This window comes from Kitasatospora sp. NPDC002543 (assembly GCF_053594915.1).
Map to the genome: position 1 here is coordinate 84,934 of NZ_JBSFWR010000008.1, position 16,020 is coordinate 100,953.

17 protein-coding genes are annotated in these 16,020 nt (G+C 74.5%); 4 read left to right on the forward strand and 13 right to left on the reverse strand.

Annotation, left to right across the window (positions count from 1 at the left end):
* Positions 1-2 precede the first annotated feature (2 nt).
* The 11 genes from ACWD4P_RS05980 to ACWD4P_RS06030 form a co-directional block, all read right to left on the reverse strand.
* Positions 3-1,253 carry an outer membrane protein assembly factor BamB family protein gene (locus ACWD4P_RS05980; protein WP_449778708.1) on the reverse strand — a complete coding sequence of 417 codons (1,251 nt, stop codon included), beginning with the start codon at positions 1,251-1,253 and terminating at the stop codon, positions 3-5.
* Between the two features lie 142 nt (positions 1,254-1,395).
* A complete protein-coding gene (locus tag ACWD4P_RS05985; protein WP_449778709.1) occupies positions 1,396-2,412 on the reverse strand; it encodes an urease accessory protein UreD in 1,017 nt (338 codons plus the stop codon).
* Positions 2,409-3,029: an urease accessory protein UreG gene (gene ureG, locus ACWD4P_RS05990; protein WP_449778710.1), complete on the reverse strand. Its 621-nt coding sequence runs from the start codon at positions 3,027-3,029 to the stop codon at positions 2,409-2,411. Before ureG ends, ACWD4P_RS05985 begins: the two co-directional genes overlap by 4 nt.
* 39 nt (positions 3,030-3,068) lie before the next feature.
* Positions 3,069-3,830 carry an urease accessory protein UreF gene (locus ACWD4P_RS05995; RefSeq protein ID WP_449778711.1) on the reverse strand — a complete coding sequence of 254 codons (762 nt, stop codon included), beginning with the start codon at positions 3,828-3,830 and terminating at the stop codon, positions 3,069-3,071.
* A 29-nt stretch (positions 3,831-3,859) separates the two neighbouring features.
* The gene (ureC, locus tag ACWD4P_RS06000) at positions 3,860-5,584 is read right to left on the reverse strand and encodes an urease subunit alpha (protein WP_359826755.1); all 1,725 of its coding nucleotides are present in this window, start codon (positions 5,582-5,584) and stop codon (positions 3,860-3,862) included.
* A complete protein-coding gene (locus ACWD4P_RS06005; RefSeq protein ID WP_449778712.1) occupies positions 5,584-6,057 on the reverse strand; it encodes an urease subunit beta in 474 nt (157 codons plus the stop codon). Before ACWD4P_RS06005 ends, ureC begins: the two co-directional genes overlap by 1 nt.
* Positions 6,047-7,009, reverse strand: a complete 963-nt coding sequence (locus ACWD4P_RS06010) for a sirohydrochlorin chelatase (protein WP_449778713.1) — start codon at positions 7,007-7,009, stop codon at positions 6,047-6,049. The genes ACWD4P_RS06005 and ACWD4P_RS06010 overlap by 11 nt, the downstream gene beginning before the upstream one ends.
* 3 nt (positions 7,010-7,012) lie before the next feature.
* Positions 7,013-7,318 carry an urease subunit gamma gene (locus tag ACWD4P_RS06015; protein WP_359826764.1) on the reverse strand — a complete coding sequence of 102 codons (306 nt, stop codon included), beginning with the start codon at positions 7,316-7,318 and terminating at the stop codon, positions 7,013-7,015.
* Between the two features lie 219 nt (positions 7,319-7,537).
* Positions 7,538-8,509: an urea transporter gene (locus tag ACWD4P_RS06020; RefSeq protein ID WP_449778714.1), complete on the reverse strand. Its 972-nt coding sequence runs from the start codon at positions 8,507-8,509 to the stop codon at positions 7,538-7,540.
* A 293-nt stretch (positions 8,510-8,802) separates the two neighbouring features.
* Complete coding sequence (locus ACWD4P_RS06025; RefSeq protein WP_449778715.1) at positions 8,803-9,561, reverse strand: alpha/beta hydrolase; 759 nt, start codon at positions 9,559-9,561, stop codon at positions 8,803-8,805.
* A 257-nt stretch (positions 9,562-9,818) separates the two neighbouring features.
* Complete coding sequence (locus ACWD4P_RS06030) at positions 9,819-10,193, reverse strand: VOC family protein (RefSeq protein ID WP_449778716.1); 375 nt, start codon at positions 10,191-10,193, stop codon at positions 9,819-9,821.
* Between the two features lie 242 nt (positions 10,194-10,435).
* On the opposite strand from ACWD4P_RS06030, the gene ACWD4P_RS06035 reads away from it, so the two are divergent.
* A complete protein-coding gene (locus ACWD4P_RS06035) occupies positions 10,436-11,254 on the forward strand; it encodes a helix-turn-helix domain-containing protein (RefSeq protein WP_449778717.1) in 819 nt (272 codons plus the stop codon).
* Between the two features lie 36 nt (positions 11,255-11,290).
* On the opposite strand, the gene ACWD4P_RS06040 is transcribed toward ACWD4P_RS06035, so the two are convergent.
* Positions 11,291-12,052 (reverse strand): alpha/beta fold hydrolase, encoded by a 762-nt coding sequence (locus ACWD4P_RS06040; protein ID WP_359826777.1) that lies wholly within the window; start codon positions 12,050-12,052, stop codon positions 11,291-11,293.
* Positions 12,053-12,174: 122 nt separating this feature from the next.
* Between ACWD4P_RS06040 and ACWD4P_RS06045 the strand changes: the two genes are divergently transcribed.
* Both ACWD4P_RS06045 and ACWD4P_RS06050 read left to right on the forward strand, forming a co-directional pair.
* Complete coding sequence (locus ACWD4P_RS06045) at positions 12,175-12,708, forward strand: SigE family RNA polymerase sigma factor (protein WP_449778752.1); 534 nt, start codon at positions 12,175-12,177, stop codon at positions 12,706-12,708.
* Complete coding sequence (locus ACWD4P_RS06050; protein ID WP_449778718.1) at positions 12,705-13,625, forward strand: hypothetical protein; 921 nt, start codon at positions 12,705-12,707, stop codon at positions 13,623-13,625. The genes ACWD4P_RS06045 and ACWD4P_RS06050 overlap by 4 nt, the downstream gene beginning before the upstream one ends.
* 128 nt (positions 13,626-13,753) lie before the next feature.
* Here the strand turns inward: ACWD4P_RS06050 and ACWD4P_RS06055 are convergent, their stop codons facing one another.
* Complete coding sequence (locus ACWD4P_RS06055) at positions 13,754-14,968, reverse strand: glycosyltransferase (protein ID WP_449778719.1); 1,215 nt, start codon at positions 14,966-14,968, stop codon at positions 13,754-13,756.
* A gap of 172 nt (positions 14,969-15,140) precedes the next feature.
* Between ACWD4P_RS06055 and ACWD4P_RS06060 the strand changes: the two genes are divergently transcribed.
* A complete protein-coding gene (locus ACWD4P_RS06060) occupies positions 15,141-15,962 on the forward strand; it encodes a nucleotidyltransferase domain-containing protein (RefSeq protein ID WP_449778720.1) in 822 nt (273 codons plus the stop codon).
* The last annotated feature ends 58 nt before the right edge of the window (positions 15,963-16,020 follow it).

The window sequence follows — 16,020 nt, forward strand, 5'->3', positions numbered from 1 at the left end:
GGTCAGGCGGCCGGGGGTGCGGGTTGCGTTCCCAGGGCGACGACGCCGCCCGGGCTGCTGTGGTAGACCGTCCCTCCCGCGGCGGCCAGGGAGACCCGGCCGGCTCGCTGCGAGTCGTCCTGCCAGCGCATCGCGCCCGTCGAGGGGTCGAACGCCCAGAGCCGGCCCTCTGCCGTCGCGGCGTAGACGCCGCCGTCGGTGGCGACCACGGCGGGGGCCTCTGCCGCCCGGCCGGTGAAGGCGTTGGCCTTCCAGACCCAGTCGCCGGTCTCGGTGTCCAGGCCGTACAGCCGGTCGCCGTTGCCCATGTAGACCGTCCGGCCGAGGGCGGCCGGCCGGCCTGGGTCCCCGTGCTGGAAGGATTCCCAGAGCCTGTCACCGGTCGTCCCGTCCAGCGCGGCGACGATCGTGCCGCCCATCGACTCGGACGTGACGAGGAGGGCGCCCCGGTGGGCGGTGAGCGGGCTGTTGGCGACGACCTTGCGTTCCCACAGCTGCCCGCCGGTGCGGGCGTCCAGGGCGACGACCCCGGCCGACGTGCCGGCCGCGTAGACGGTGTCGCCGTCGAGGGCCAGGGAGGCCGCGTGGAGCACGGGGCCCGTCCAGCGCGGGTCGCCGGTGGTCAGCTCGTAGCAGCGGACGGCGCTCCCGTGGGCGGCGAACACGCTGCCGCCGCCGACGGCCGGGCGCTGCTTGCCCGCGGCCTCGGACCAGTAGGGTGCGGCGGCTTCCCAGCGCTGCTCCCCCGACTGCGCGTCCAGGACCCGCAGATGGGTGTCGGTGGCCACGCAGACCACCCCGTCCCCGGCGGCCAGCGGCCAGCCGCCCTGTGCTTCGGCGTCGTGGGGCGTGCTGACGGTGTGGCTCCAGCGGACCTCGCCGGTGCGCGGGTCGAGGGCGCGCACGGTGCCGTCGAACCCCGAGACGTAGAGGGCGGGTTGCCGGCCGGTGGTCAGCTCCAGCCGTCCGCTCGCGGCGGTGGTGTGCCAGATCCGGGGGCCGTGGGAGTTGCTCCGGCGGACCCACTCGTTGACGCCTGCCGCCGCTGCGACGGCAACCAGGCCCGCGACCCCCGTCAGCAGTTTCCGGCGGTTGATCCGCTGGTCGATCCAGCGCCGGGCGGGTGGGGGCGGCGTCGTCGGCCCGGTCGGCGCGCTGTCCGCTACGGCCTCCGGTACGGCCCGCGCTCCGTCGTCCGGCACCGCCTTCGCCGCGTCGTCCGACCCGCGCTCGCCCGGCGCTGCCTCGGGCACGTCGCCGGACCCGACCCCGTGCGCCTCGTCCGGCGCGCAATCCCGTCTCGCATCCTCGTTCACGCCGTACAGGACTCCGCATCCCGCCCCGGGGTTGTACCGGATCCGGAAGAAGATCACGAGCGGTCCCCGGGCCCCGCTGCTACGTCTTCCGCAGCTCCGGCGCCGGCACTCCGATCAGCAGCCGTCGCACCGCGTCCCAGGCCGCGCGCAGGGCGGCCGCGCAGGTCCGGGTGTCGGAGCCGAGCATCCGCAGCCAGGCGCCGCTGTCCTGGGGCAGCACGCTGACCCCGTACAGCAGGTCGCCGTGCCCCTGGCCACGGCCGGCCACCGCCTCGTGCAGGACGTCCGCGATCCGGCCGGCCGGGGCGAGCGGGCTGAGGACGTACAGGCTGGACATCACGTCGTGTCCGGCCAGCACCGCGGGCCCGGTGACCCCGCCGTTCCCGCCGTTCCCGGCCCGCGCGGGTTCCAGCCGCACGGTGTCCAATGCCACCAGCCCACCGTCCGGGCGCCGGACTTCGAGGTCGGAGGCGAACACCCGGTAGGCGTTGCGCTCGCCCCGGGCGAGGCGGCCGGCGAGCACGGTCTCGCCGGCCAGCACGGTGGCGTCGGGGTCGACGGTGAGGACGGTCCGCTGGTAGAAGCGGGAGTCGACGAACGGGATGACCGGTTCGGGCAGGTACTCGACGTAGGCGCGCGGGCCGGCTGTCAGGTCGACCAGTTGGGTCGCGTAGTCGTGCTCCATCCGGTAGACCTTGGTGGCCGCCTGGGTGGTCAGGTGGACCGCCGTGTCGGCCCCGCAGTGCAGGTCGGTGCGGAGCCGGTCGGCCTGGAGGATGCCGCCGCCGGTGGACATCAGGAAGGTGACGGCGAGGTCGGGGCGGGCCGGGTCGAAGTACAGCGGGCGCATGATCTGCAGTGGTGACTTCTGGTAGTGACCGGTGAGTTCGGTGCGCGCGCCGATCCGCTCGAAGGCCAGCTCCAGCAGCCCGACCTTGCCGGGGCGCCCGACGCCGAGGGTGTCGGGCGTCCCGGCATGGCGGCGGACCTCGTACGGGACGCGGGCCGGCTCGTAGTGCCGGGGGTCGAGCCGGGGCACCGCTCCGGCCGGCGGAGCCTCCTCGGCCGAGGCCGCCGCAGCGGCGGAAGCCGTCACGCCGCGACCTTGCGGAAGGTCTCCAGGAAGGCCGCGATCTCCTCCAGCCCCTCCCCCGTCAGACAGTTGGTGAGGACCACCGGACCGCCCTCACGCACCCGGTGGGCGTCGGACTCCATCACCCCGAGGTCGGCGCGGACGTACTGGGCGATGTCGATCTTGTTGATGACCAGCAGGTCCGATTCGGTGATGCCCGGGCCGCGCTTGCGGGGCATCTTCTCGCCCTCGGCGGTGTCGAGGACGAAGAGGAAGAGGTCCACCAGGACCGGACTGAAGGTCAGCGTGAGGTTGTCGCCGCCGGACTCGAACAGCAGGGTGTCGACGTCCGGGAAGCGCTCCAGCATCTCGGCGCCGGCCGCGAGGTTCATCGTCGGGTCGTCCCGGACGGCGGTGTGCGGGCAGGCGCCGGTCTCGACGCCGACCACGCGTTCGGGGTCCAGCATCCCGGCCAGGGTGCGCCGCACGTGCTGGGCGTCCTCCTGGGTGTAGATGTCGTTGGTGATGACCGCCGGGCGGTGGCCGCGGGCGATCAGTACCGGGACGAGCGCCTCGATCAGCGCCGTCTTTCCGGATCCCACCGGGCCGCCGATGCCCACGCGGAGCACGTTCTCGGTCAACTCTCCTCCTCTGGTCGTTCGTTGTACGTGTGTCGGGGTTCAGCTCATGAACAGCCGGGCCTCGGCCCGTTCGTGCCGCCCGGACATGGCGTCCGCGACCGGCACGCAGCCGCCGAGGTCCGCCGGTTCCCGCACCAGGGCGGCGGACACGACCTCCCTGATGACCGGGGAGGCCGCCCGCAGTACGACCTGCGCCTTGCGGTGGTCGGTCAGCCGAAGCCGCAGCGCCGCCCCGACGAAGCTGGCGCAGAACGCGAACAGGTCGCTGGTGACGGCTTGTTCGACCGGGACGCCGGCCGAGGCGTAGGCCACCCCGGCCGCCACGGCCTGGCAGCCGGGGGCGCGCTTCTCCGCGACCAGTCCGGCGTACCGCTCCAGCGCCTCGCCGCCCACCGACTCCCGGGCGATGTCCAGGAGTTGGCGGCCGGTCCGGGTGGATGCCAGGCGCAGCTCACGGTTGAGCCTGGTGGCGTGCAGCCGCTGGTCGGTCTCGGCGAGCTGGCCCCAGTCGCCCGCGGTGGCCGCCCGGTGGGCGAGGACCAGGGCCGTGGCGTCGGACGGACCGACGCCGTGCCGCAGCAGGTCGGCGAGCAGCGCGGGCAGGGTGTCCGGGGTGACGGCCCTGGCCTGGGCGTAGCCCTCCAGGCCGTGCGAGAGGGTGTAGAAGCCGCTGGGGAAGGCCGAGTCGGTCAACTGGAGGCAGACCAGCAGGCCGTCCAGGCCGTCCGGACCTTCCAGCCTCTCCCGAACGTCCGGGCCGCCGCCCGCCGAACCGGGTTCGGTGCCGGTGCCCGTGCCCATGCCGGTTCCAGTGCCGGCTCCGGTGCCGGTCACGCGAGGTAGAACAGGTGGTTGAGCGGCAGTTCGCGGGCCGGCTCGATGGTGGCGGGCTCGCCGTCCAGGGTGACCTTGTACGTCTCCGGGTCCACCGCGATCTTCGGCAGCGCGTCGTTGCGCACCATGTGCTGCTTGCCGACCGTGCGGCACCGCCGCACCGGCAGCACCCGGCTCTCCAGGCCGAGCCGGGCCGGCACCCCGAGGTCCACCGCCGCCTGCGACATGAAGGACACCCGGGTGGCCTGCCTGGCCCGGCCGTACTGGCCGAACATCGGGCGGTAGTACACCGGTTGCGGGGTGGGCAGGGAGGCGTTCGGGTCGCCCATCAGCGCCCAGTTGATCACGCCGCCCTTGATGACCATCTTCGGCTTGGCGGCGAAGGAGTTGATCGGCCAGAGCACGATGTCGGCGAGCTTGCCCGGCTCCAGCGAGCCGATGTGGTCGGCGGTGCCGGAGGCGACGGCGGGGTTGACGGTGAGCTTGGCGAGGTAGCGCAGGACGCGGAAGTTGTCGTTGCGCTCGCTGTCGCCGGCCAGCTTGCCGCGCTGGTCCTTGCAGTGGTGGGCGGTCTGGAAAGCCCGGGTGAAGGACTCGCCGATCCGGCCCATCGCCTGCGAGTCGGAGGAGAAGATCGAGATGACGCCCTCGTCGTGCAGCACGGTCTCGGCAGCGATGGTCTCGGCGCGGACCCGGGAGTCGGCGAAGGAGACGTCCTCGGGGATGTCGTGGCTGAGGTGGTGGCAGACCATCACCATGTCCAGCAGTTCGTCGACCGAGTTGACGGTGTAGGGCAGCGTGGGGTTGGTGGAGGACGGCAGCACGTTGGGCTCGCCGGCGATCCGCATGATGTCGGGGGCGTGGCCGCCGCCCGCGCCCTCGGTGTGGAAGGTGTGGATGGTGCGGCCGTCGATCGCGGACAGGGTGTCCTCGAAGTAGCCGGACTCGTTGAGGGTGTCGGTGTGGATGGCGACCTGGACGTCGTACTCGTCGGCGACGCTGAGCGCGCTGTCGATCGCCGCCGGGGTGCTGCCCCAGTCCTCGTGCACCTTGAGGCCGCACACCCCGGCCTCGACCTGTTCGCGCAGCGCGCCGGGCAGCGAGCCGTTGCCCTTCCCCAGCAGCCCGACGTTGACCGGCAGGTCCTCGACGGCCTGGTACATCCGGTGGATGTTCCACGGGCCGGGGGTGCAGGTGGTGCCGTTGGTCCCGTCGGAGGGGCCGGTGCCGCCGCCGATCAGGGTGGTGATGCCGTTGCTCAGCGCCTCCTGCACCTGCTGCGGGGCGATGAAGTGGATGTGGGTGTCGATGCCGCCGGCGGTAGCGATCAGGTGCTCGCCGGAGATCACCTCGGTGCCGGGGCCGATGACCAGCCGCGGGTGCACGCCACTCTGGGTGTGCGGGTTGCCGGCCTTGCCGACCGCGACGATGAAGCCGTCCTTGACGCCGATGTCGCCCTTGACGACGCCGAGCACCGCGTCCATCACGACCACGTTGGTGATGACCAGGTCGAGCGCGCCCTGGACGGAGGTCGCGGCCGGGTCCTGGGCCATCCCGTCGCGGATGCCCTTGCCGCCGCCGTAGACGGCCTCGTCACCGTAGTGGCCCTGGTTGAAGTCGTGTTCGACCTCGACCACGAGGTTGGTGTCGGCGAGGTGGAAGCGGTCGCCGACGGTGGGGCCGAAGAGGTCGGTGTACTGCTTGCGGGAGAGGATGGCCATCAGCGGTCGCCTTCCTGACGGGCCCGGCGGGCCCCGTGGTCCTGGTGGTCCTGGTGGGCCTCCGTGTGGAAGTCCCGCGGGCGGTCGTCCTTGTGGTCGAGGTCGGTGCCCCTGAAGCCGCGGGCGATGGCCCGGTCGAGGGCCCGGGCCCGGGTGTCGGGGGCGGTGATGCCGCCGTCCACGAGGTTGGCGAAGCCGACCAGGCGGCGGTGGCCGCCGAACTCGGCGAGCGTGACGTCCTTGGTGTCGCCCGGCTCGAACCGGACGGCGGTGCCGGCCGGGATGTCCAGGTGCTTGCCGAAGGCCGCGTTGCGGTCGAAGTCGAGGGCGCGGTTGGCCTCGAAGAAGTGGTAGTGGGATCCGACCTGGATCGCCCGGTCGCCGGTGTTGCTGACCGTGACGGTGGCTTTGGCGCGGCCGGCGTTGATCTCCACCGGGTCGTCGCCGTACAGGTATGCGGCGCTACCGGACATGGCTGGCCTTCCTCTCTGCCGGGTCCGTGGGGGGTGTGTGCGCAATCGCGGGTGGGGATGCGGGTGTGAGTGGGGGTGGGGGTGGGGGTGCGGGTTCGTGGGTGTGGCTGTGGTGCCGGTGGTGTCCCGAGGGCTGATGGTGGTGCCGGCCGTGCGGCTCACCGGCCCCGTGGCCGTACGGCTCACCCGCCCCGTGACTGTGCGGCTCGCCCGGCCCGTGGCTGTGCGCGTAGCCGTGCCCGTGCTCGGCGTCGAGGCCCGCCAGGATGCCGTCCTCCCCGTGCCCGAGCAGGTGCAGCGCCGCCGCCGTCCGGGCCGCGATCACCCCGGCGACGGCGGACGGCCGCAGCAGCGGGCCGCCGTCCCGGACGCCGGGCAGGGCGGCGCGCAGGGCCGGTCCGAAGGAGGCCGCAACCGCCGTCACCTCGGGGGCGCCGAGCAGGCGGCAGCGTTCCGCCCCCTCGGCCGGATCGGGGTCGCCGCCGTCGAAGGCGACCTCGAACCAGCGGTGCCGGCCGTACTGGCGGGCGAGGCGGGCGATCCGGAACAGTTCGGCGTCCTCGAACGGGCCCGCCGCCGGGGCGGTGACCAGCGCCGCGCCGTCGGGGGCGGTGCCGGCGGCGGCGCGCAGCCAGCCGATCAGGTGGTCGGCGGCGCCGAAGGGGGCAGTCAGGACGAGTCGTCCGCGGGCCTCGTCGGCGGCCAGCCAGCGCAGGGCCCGGGCGGTGTCGGCGACCAGCCGGGGGTCGCGGCCGAGCGTCATCGGGACGACGCAGACCGGCCCGTCGCCCGCCTCGCCGAGCGCCGACCGTACGGCCTCGGTGAGCGGACGGCCCGCGGGGGCGGCGGCGTGCACGGCGGGCCCGGTCGCGACCAGCGCCGCGAGGTCCCGTCCGCCGTCGCTCTCGTGCCCGCCGGCCAGCACCACGGTGGCGTTCTGGGGCCGGGTCATCGCTCAGGCACCCACCGGGTCGTGGCAGGAGACCAGCTTGGTCCCGTCCATGAAGGCCGCCTCCACCTGGAGCAGCGGGAGCATCTCGCGCACGCCCGGCATGACGTCCTCGTTGCCGACGACCTGCTTGCCGATCTCCATGCACTCGGCGACGGTGCGGCCGTCCCGGGCGCCTTCCATGATCGCCTCGCTGATCAGCGCGCAGGCCTCGCTGTAGTTCAGTTTGACGCCGCGGTCGCGGCGTTTGCGAGCCAGATCGGCGACGACGTAGATGTACAGCTTGTCGATCTCACGCGGCGAGAGATTCACGGGTATCACTCTTCCTTTCCCAGAATCCGATGACATACGGAAAGCGTCGTTCGAAGCCGCCGGTCCACCGGCGCCGAAATCCTCCGGCCACCGGAACTCCTCGGACTTCTCGAACTCCTCGGGTTCCCGGCGTCCTCGAACTCCCCGGCGTATCGCGAAGTCCTCGGCGTATCGCGAAGTCCTCGACAGGCGGAAAATACGGGGAGGCCGGCTGCGGAATCAGGTGCGGCGCAGGCGCGGAACGGCCGGCACCGCCGCCAGGAACAGCATCGTGGTCAACACGAACGGCCAGGTGAAGGCGTGCCCGCCGAAGGGCGCGGAGACCGCGCCGAGCGCCGGGGTCAGGAGTGTCGCGCCGGCCGCGCCGGCCAGGGCGTAGGCCGCGCTCCAGCCGTCGGGTGCCAGGAACACCCCGCACAGCGCGAGGGCGACCAGCACGCCGCTGTACCCGAGCAGCCCCTGCCCGACCGCCTCACCGGGAGCGCCGAACACCCAGGCCGTGAGCAGCCCGGTGGCGCTTCCCGCGCAGGCCATCAGGCCCGCGAGGCGGCTCGCCGCGAACAGGCCGGCCAGGAACAGCAGGCCGACGTACCACCGCGGCATGAAGAAGATCTGACCGATGTTCGCGAAGAAGCCGTGCCAGAGCTGGTCCCAGCTCAGCCCGGTCGGCCCGTCGGCCGGGACGGGCAGGGCGGCGGGCGCGCCGGCACCGTTCCACAGCCTCCGGAAGCCGGGGGCGGCCGCCGTGACGGCGGTCGTGACCAGGCAGAACGGCGCGGTCAGCGCGGGCAGCCGCCAGGTGGCGAGCAGTGTCCCGAGCCCCGCCGTGACCACCACGGCGACGGCGGACCCGAGGACCGCCATCGCGGCCGTCGCCGGGTGCCCGGGGCCGAGGAAGACGGCGCAACCGAGCGCCACCAGACACCCGTTGTACCCGTGCAGCCCCGCCCCGACGGCCTCCCGGTCGAGCCCGAGCCCGTACGCGACGGCGGTGGAGACGGCGCTGCCGAGCAGCGCGTAGAGGCCGTACTGCCAGCCGGCCGCGAACAGTGCGGCCACGAAGAAGAGTCCGCAGACGACGGACGGCATGAAATCGACCTGCGCGACGCCGCGCAGGACCTCCGCGACCACCCTGCCGGATATCGGACGGGTCGCCACCGAGGCGCCGTCCCCACCCTGTTGCCAACCCATGCTGCGCACCAATTTCCGGTACGGCCGGCCTGCCTGGATGTCGGCCCCGGCGATTCCTCCGGAACCGTACTCCTACGGTTTGCGAAGTCCAGGGGGCACGAGGTGTTACGCCAAATCCACGAAGGGTGACCACCGGGCCGCTGAGCTGCAACAATCTGTTGAAGCCATTGCCCGTCAGGTTCGTTGCAGGGAGAAATCCTTTGCGAAGTTTTACTGACGGTTGGCATCGGCCGGCATCGGCGCCGCCGGGGCCGTGGACCTCGGCGGCGGTGCGCACCCCACGGGGCCCGCGCTCACTCCGCCCGGAGCAGATGCCGGGCCAGGAACCTCTCGGACGACTCCAGTTCGAGCTCCGGCACGTCCACATGGCCGCCGGGGTTGGCGTGCAGCGTCTTCTCGGACGAACCCAGCGCACCGAACAACGCCAGCGCCCCCTCGCGCGGGACCAGCTCGCCGTCCCACTGGAGCAGGAACTCCACCGGCACACCGACCCGTGCCGCCGCCTCCGTCTGCGAGGCGTGCCCCGTCAGTCCGAACACCGCGGCGGCGATGCGCGGTTCGGCCGCCGCCAGCGGGATGCCGATCACGCTCCCCAGCGACAGGCCCCAGAACCCCACCGGCCCGAGTCCCCCCACCCGTCCTTCATCCGCCTCAGCCGCCTCCAGCGCGTCCAGCACCGCCACCCACTCCGGCACCGCCCGCTCCGCGAGGGCCGCCGTGTGCCGCGCCACCCACGCACTGATCGGCCGCCCCGCCGCGAGCAACTCCCCGATCTCGGTGGCGAACCGCTCGTCCTGCGCGCTGCGCGCCCGTTCGCCGTGCCCCGGCGCGTCCAGCGCCACCGCCGCGAAACCGTGCCGCCGCACGCAGCGGTCGGCCCGGTCCACCATCCCCGGCCCCAGCTTGTGCCCGCCGCCGCCGTGCCCCAGCAGCACCAGCGGACGCCCGCCGAGGGGCGGTCCGTCCGGCCGCCAGAGCACTCCCGGTACGCCGTCGAGGGTGAAGTGGCGCCGTGTCACGCCGTCCGCGCTGGATTCCGAGGTGAAGTGCACCCCGCCATCATGGCTCCCGACACGCGTTCGAGTCCCGGCTTTCGGCCGTTGCCACCGCAACGGCTCGGAGAGATCGGCGGAGCGCCGGCGGCTCCGGCGGCTCCGGAGAATCCGGAGAATCCGGAGAATCCTGCCGTCTCGCCGCCACGTGCGCAGATCGAACCCCCTTGGTGCGACGCCCGGTTCGCGAGCACCGAGACAGGCGAGGAGCGTGCGGCACGGCTCCGCACGCTCCTCGCCCGCCTCGGTCCGGACGGTCAGTCGCCGGCGGTGGCGGGCGCCAGGCAGAACGGGTGACCCTGCGGGTCGAGCAGGACGACCCACTGCCCCTCGCCCGGCTGGACGTCGGGCCGGGCGGCCCCGAGCGCGAGCAACTCCTCGACGGCGCCGGACAGATCGGCGACGGTGAAGTCGAGGTGCATCCGTGCTCCACCCTCCGGCCAGCCCGGCGCGCGGTGGGACTCCACCCGGACGAAGGCCAGCCCGGGCGCGGACCCGGCCGGGGAGAGGGAGGCGAAGTCCTGGTCGCTGTGGGAGAGTTCCCACCCGGTGGCCTTCTGGTAGAAGGCGGCGAGCGCGACCGGGTCGGCGCAGTCGAGGACGATCGTGGCGGGCTGGTTCAGCACGGACATGGTGCGGGCTCCTGCGGTCGCGGGTGAATGCGTGGTACTCGTCGCGATCGCCGCCGCCGTTGCGGCGGCTGTCGCGATCGCGGTGCCCAGCCTGCCTCCGGCCCGCCGTGCCGGTCTTGAACATCCTTGCGCCCGGACCCGGTGACGGCCCCGCTGCCGGTCGCGGTTCCGGCCCCGCTGTCGGCCCCGCTGCCGGACCCGGCGCCGCCCCGCTGTCGGACCCGGCCCGTACCCTGCCGACCGTGCTCACCGCCGAACCCGTCGCCACCCGGCCCGACTTCCGGATCAGCGTGGTCTCCTGCCGCAACGACCACACCCGTTGGTCCCCGCCCGAGGTCCACCGCGGCTACCGCCTGGTGCTGGTCCGGCACGGCCGCTTCCGTCGCCGGGCGGCCGGGGTGGCCGCCGACCTCGACCCGAACCTCGGCTACCTCGGCACGCCGGACGAGGAGGAGAGCTTCGCCCACCCGGGCGGCGGCGATCTGTGCACCTCGGTCGACGTGGCGCCCGCGCTCTGGCGCTCCCTCGCCGGCGAGGGCCCCGGGTCGGGCGCCGGGACGCTCTACGTCGACCCCCGGCTCGCCCTCGCCCACCGCCGTCTCCTCGCCGCCGCCCGCTCGGGGGACGTCGACTACGGCGCCACGGAGCGGCTGCTGGGGCTGCTGGCCACCGCCGTCAGCCGGACGGCCACCGGGCCGACGCCCGCGGCGGCCCGTCCGTCCGCGGTCCGCGACCGCGCCCTGGTCGCGGCGGCCCGCGAGGCGATCGCCGAGGACCACCCGGCCTCCCGCACGCTGCTGTCCCTCGCCGACCACCTGGGCGTCTCCCCGTACCGGCTGAGCCGCGCCTTCCCCCGCGAACTCGGCGTCTCGCTCACCCACCACCGCCACCACGTCCGCATCGCCCGCGCCCTGGACCGCCTCGAGGCCGGTGAGCCGAGCCTCGCCGCGCTCGCCACCGACCTCGGCTACGCCGACCAGGCCCACCTCACCCGCACCCTGCGCCACCACCTCGGCCACACGCCGACCGCTGTGCGCCGCCTCCTCGAACCGGCCCGCTGAAGAAGGGGCCCACTGAAGAAGGGGCCCGTCGTGCCGCTACCGCGCCGCCGCGGTGCCCTCGGCGAGGAACGCCAGGAGGAGCGCGGTGATCTCGGCCGGGCGCTCCAGGCCGGGGAGGTGGCCGGCCCAGGGGAGCTCCTGGTGGCGGGCGTCGGGGAGGAGGGTGGGGAGGGTGGCCGCGATGTCGCGGAAGTCCTGGAAGTCGTGGGCGCCGGACACGGCCAGGGTGGGGGCGGTGATCCGGCCGAGGTCGACGTCCTCCCGGTCGGGGCCGACCGTCGCCTCCGACTGGACGTCGAAGGCGTGCCGCTGCATCCGGCGGACGTTCGCCCGGGTCTCCTCGTCGGCCTCCGGGCCGAGCCAGGACTCGACGTTCAGCTCGACGGCCGCGTCGATCTCCCCGGCCTCGATCAGCTCGTCCTCCCGCCCGCCGAAGGCCCGCAGGGTCTCGCTGGGCCGGTGTCCGGGGATGCCGGAGCAGAGCAGGGCCAGCCTGCCGACCGCCTCGGGGCGCAGCGCGGCCGCCGTCAGGGCGATCCGGCCGCCGTAGGAGGCGCCGACCAGGGCGGCGGTCTCGATGCCCAGGTGGTCGAGCAGGGCCAGGACGTCCCCGGTGTCGCTGTACGGGGCGTCCGCGAGCGGTGTGTCGCCGAAGCCGCGGAAGTCGCAGCGGACCACCCGGTGTCCGGCGTCGATCAGGGGCTGCCACTGCGCGTCCCACATCCGCCGGTCGCACACCGAGGAGTGCAACAGCACCACGGCGGGTCCACTGCCTGCTACGTCATGAGAAATGATCATCCGGCGGATAGTAGTGCGTCCGCCCCCGGTACCCAACCGGTTTGGAGCCGCCGCGGCCGCCGGTAAGCGCTTCGCGCCGTCCCCGGGCTCTGGACGGGTGAAGGAGGTGCTCGGAGATGCTCATGGGAGAAACGAAGAGCGATCGGGACGACGGGTTCCAAGCGTTCATCGTCGCGGTCTGGCCCCGACTGGTACGCACGGCGTACCTGCTGGCCGGCGAGCAGTACGCGGCCGAGGACCTGGTGCAGTCGGCCGCCGAGAAGGCCTGCGCGGCCTGGTCGAAGGTGCGCCGCGCCGACGATCCGTACGCCTACGTGCGGCGGATCCTGGTCAACCAGCACGCCCGCCGCTGGCGCCGCCGGGCGCCGGAGCTGCTGGTCGACACGGTGCCGGACGCCGCGCGGACGGAGGACGGCTTCGCCCGCTCCGACCAGCGCGGGGCCCTGCTGGCCGCGCTGGCCACCCTGCCGCCGCGCCAGCGCGAGGCGGTGGTGCTGCGGCACTGGGAGGACCTGAGCGACAGCCAGACCGCGGCGGCCATGGGGTGCTCGGCGGGCGCGGTGCGCAGCCACGCCGCGAAGGGCATCGCACGGCTCCGGCAGGTCACGGCACTGGTGGAACTCAAGGACACGACACACATCGGAGGCGTGGCATGAACCGGGAGCCGGACGGGACGGGGACGGACGTGAACGACGGCGGGGACCTGTGGGTGGGGCTCGGCCTGGCCGAGGCGGCGGCCGGCGCGCGGATCGGCCCGGCGCCGGTGGCGGACATCGTGGCGGGCGGCCGCCGGCTGCGGCACCGCCGCCGTACGGTGGTCGGCGCGGTGGCGCTGGCCTCGGTGGTGGTGCTGGCCGGCGGGGCCCTGGCCCGGCTGGGCCCCGGCCCGGCGAGCGCCCCGGCGACCGGGCCGGCGGGCATCGGCGCCGTGCCGCCCTCGGCGACCGCCGCCCCCTCGGGGACCGCCACGGTGCGCGATCCGCTCACCCCGGTCCGGGTGCTGCTCGGCGAGGGCCGGACCCCGGACGGCAAGCAGTGGCAGCTGTGGGAGGCCCTGTGGCCGGAGGCCCCGGAGGAGCGGGCGTTCGAACAGGCGATGGCGGTGTGGAAGGAGCGCAGCCGGTACGACTCGGCGGTGTCCGAGCCCACGGAGGAGTACGTCCGGCGGTACCGGCAGCCCGACTCCGACGTCGTCAACGTCTACTTCACGGTGGACGGGGTGCGGCAGAGCCATGACTCCGAGGGCACCCAGGCCGCCCCGGGCACGGTCGACCCGCGCAGCCGGACCAGCTTCGGCGGCGGCCTGGTCGGCCACCGGGGCAAGGGCGACACCGTGGCCCCGCTCGACGTGGTGCTGCTCTCGCTCGGCCCGGACGTCGGCCGGGTGGTGGTGACCTGGGCCGACGGCACCTCCACCGAGCCGCAGCCCGTCACCGTGGCCGACTCCCCCATCCGCGCGCTGGTGGTGGCCCGCCCGGGGAAGAAGCGAGCGATCTCCTGGCAGTTCTTCGACCGGGACGGCCACGCGCTCCCGGACGCGGGCGCCAAGTACCTCACGGAGCCCGCCTCCTGAGGCGAGCCCGCCTCCGGGGGCGGACCCGCCTCCCGATCGGCGGCGGCCTCCCGGCGTGAAGCGCGGGCGTGGGCGGCCGGCCGGGCGCACGCCCCCACCCGTCGCCCCCTCCCCCGCCCGTCGCCGCCTCAGCCGAGCAGCAGCCGCGCGGCGGCCGCGGCACCGTCCGTGCGGACGTCGGCGGCGAGGGCGGCGGCCCGCTCGCGGGTGGCGGGGCCGAGCGCCTGGCCGAGGGCGGCGGTGAGGGACTCTGCGGTCGGGGCCGGGCCCTCGTGGGCGACGCCGATGCCCAGCGCCGCCACCCGCGAGGCCCAGTACGGCTGGTCCACCATCTGCGGGACCAGCACCTGGGGCACGCCCGCCCGGGCGGCCGTGGTGGTGGTGCCCGCGCCGCCGTGGTGGACGACGGCGGCGACCCGCGGGAACAGCGCCTGCTGGTTGACCTCGCCGATCGCGAAGCAGTCCCCGGCCCCGTCCACCTCGGCCAGTCGGGCCCAGCCGCGGCCGAGCAGCACCCGCCGGCCCTGCGCCCGGACGGCCTCGACGGCCACCCTGGCGGCACCGGCCGGGTCGCGCAGCGGCATGCTGCCGAAGCCGACGTACACCGGCGCCTCGCCGGCCGCCAGGAAGGCCGACAGCTCGGCGGGCAGCGGGCGGGCGTCCGGCAGGATCCACGCTCCGGTCTGCACGGCCTCCGGCCATCCCGCCCCGGCCGGGACCGTCCACGGGTCGAGCAGCGGGTCGGTGGCCAGCAACGGCCGGTCGGTGAGGACGTGGTCCCGGACGTTGTCGACCCCGGGCAGGCCGACCGCCGCCCGGTGGGTGTTGACCGCCGCGCCGAACAGCGCGTTCATCGCCGCCGCGTCGAGCTCCCACAGCTCCCGAGGGTCCGTCACCTCCGGCGGGTGCGGCCGCATCGGGTACTCGAACGGCCGGTGGCGCGGGGAGGGCAGCACGGTCGGCTGGAGGGCGGCGTACGTGAAGCGGGCGCCCAGCCGCTCGGCCGCCGCCTGGGCGCCGGCCGCCGCCGGGAACAGGCCGGTGGCCACCACCGCGCCGCCCGGCGCGGCCGCCCCGAGCACCGCCGCGTGGAACTGCTCGACCAGCCGGGCCGCGCGCTCGGAGATGCCCGAGGGCGCCGGCGGCGGCCCGCTGACCAGCGAGCGCACCGACTGCCCGACCGGCACCGGCTCCACCCCGGCCTCGGCCAGCCGGGCCGAGAACTCCTCGTCCGGCGGCGCGCACACCCGCACCTCGGCGCCCAGTTCCGTCAGCCGCAGCGCCAACGCGGCCATCGGCTCGACGTCCCCGCGCGACCCGTACGTCGACAACACCACTCGCACGCCCAACTCCCCGGCCTCCCCGGTTCCGTGTCCCTGAGCCGGTGATTCTGCGGCACCACCGGGGCCTTGCGGCAAGGCCCCCCGTGCGCTATACGTTGAGAGTGGCGGGGAGTGGGGACGTCCTCCTACGGAAAAGCCACCTGCCGGACGAAGCTCCTGCCAGAATCACCCCATGCGCGCGATCATCGAGTCCATGGCCGCTCAACTCACCCGTGTGCCAGGCGTGGTGGGGGTGATGCTCGGCGGGAGCCGGGCCCGTGGCGAGGAGCGGCCGGAGTCGGACTGGGACCTCGGGGTGTACTACCGCGGCGTCCTCGACCTGGACGCGCTGCGGGAACTCGCCGGGCCGGAGGTCGAGGTGGCCGGCCCGGGCGGCTGGGGTCCCTGGGTGAACGGCGGGGCGTGGCTCCGGGTCGACGGTGTCGCCGTGGACTGGATCCTGCGGGACCTCGACCGGGTCGGGCAGGTGTGGGCGGACTGCCGGGAGGGCCGTTTCGAGGTGGGGACGCAGGCCGGCCACCCGCTCGGCTTCTGGTCCCCCTGCTACCCGGGCGAGATCGCCCTCGGACAGCAGCTGGCCGACCCCACCGGGGAGTTGGCGCGGCTGAAGCGTCAGACCGCCGACTATCCGGAGCCGCTGCGCGAGGCCCTCACCGCGGCCGTCTGGGAGGCCGGGTTCCTGCTGGAGACGGCCGCGAAGAGTGCCGTGCGCGCCGACGTCCTGCACGTCTCGCTCTGCCTCTCCCGCGCCGTCGGCATCCTCGTCCAGGCCCTGTACGCCCACCACCGGCGCTGGTGCCTCAACGAGAAGGGCGCCCTGGCCGTGGCGGAGCTGCTGCCGGACACGCCGCGGGACTTCGGCGCGGTCGCACGCGGTCTGCTCGCCTCGCCCGGCGGGTCGGCGAACGAGCTGGCGGCCACCGTCGCCCGGGCCCGGGAGCTGACCCGGGAGACGACGGCCGTCCTGGACCGCCGGTCCGCTCAGCCCGGGTAGCAGGAGACGCCCTGCGGGAAACCGCACCGTGCGGTGCTGCGGTTTTCCGCAGGAGGTT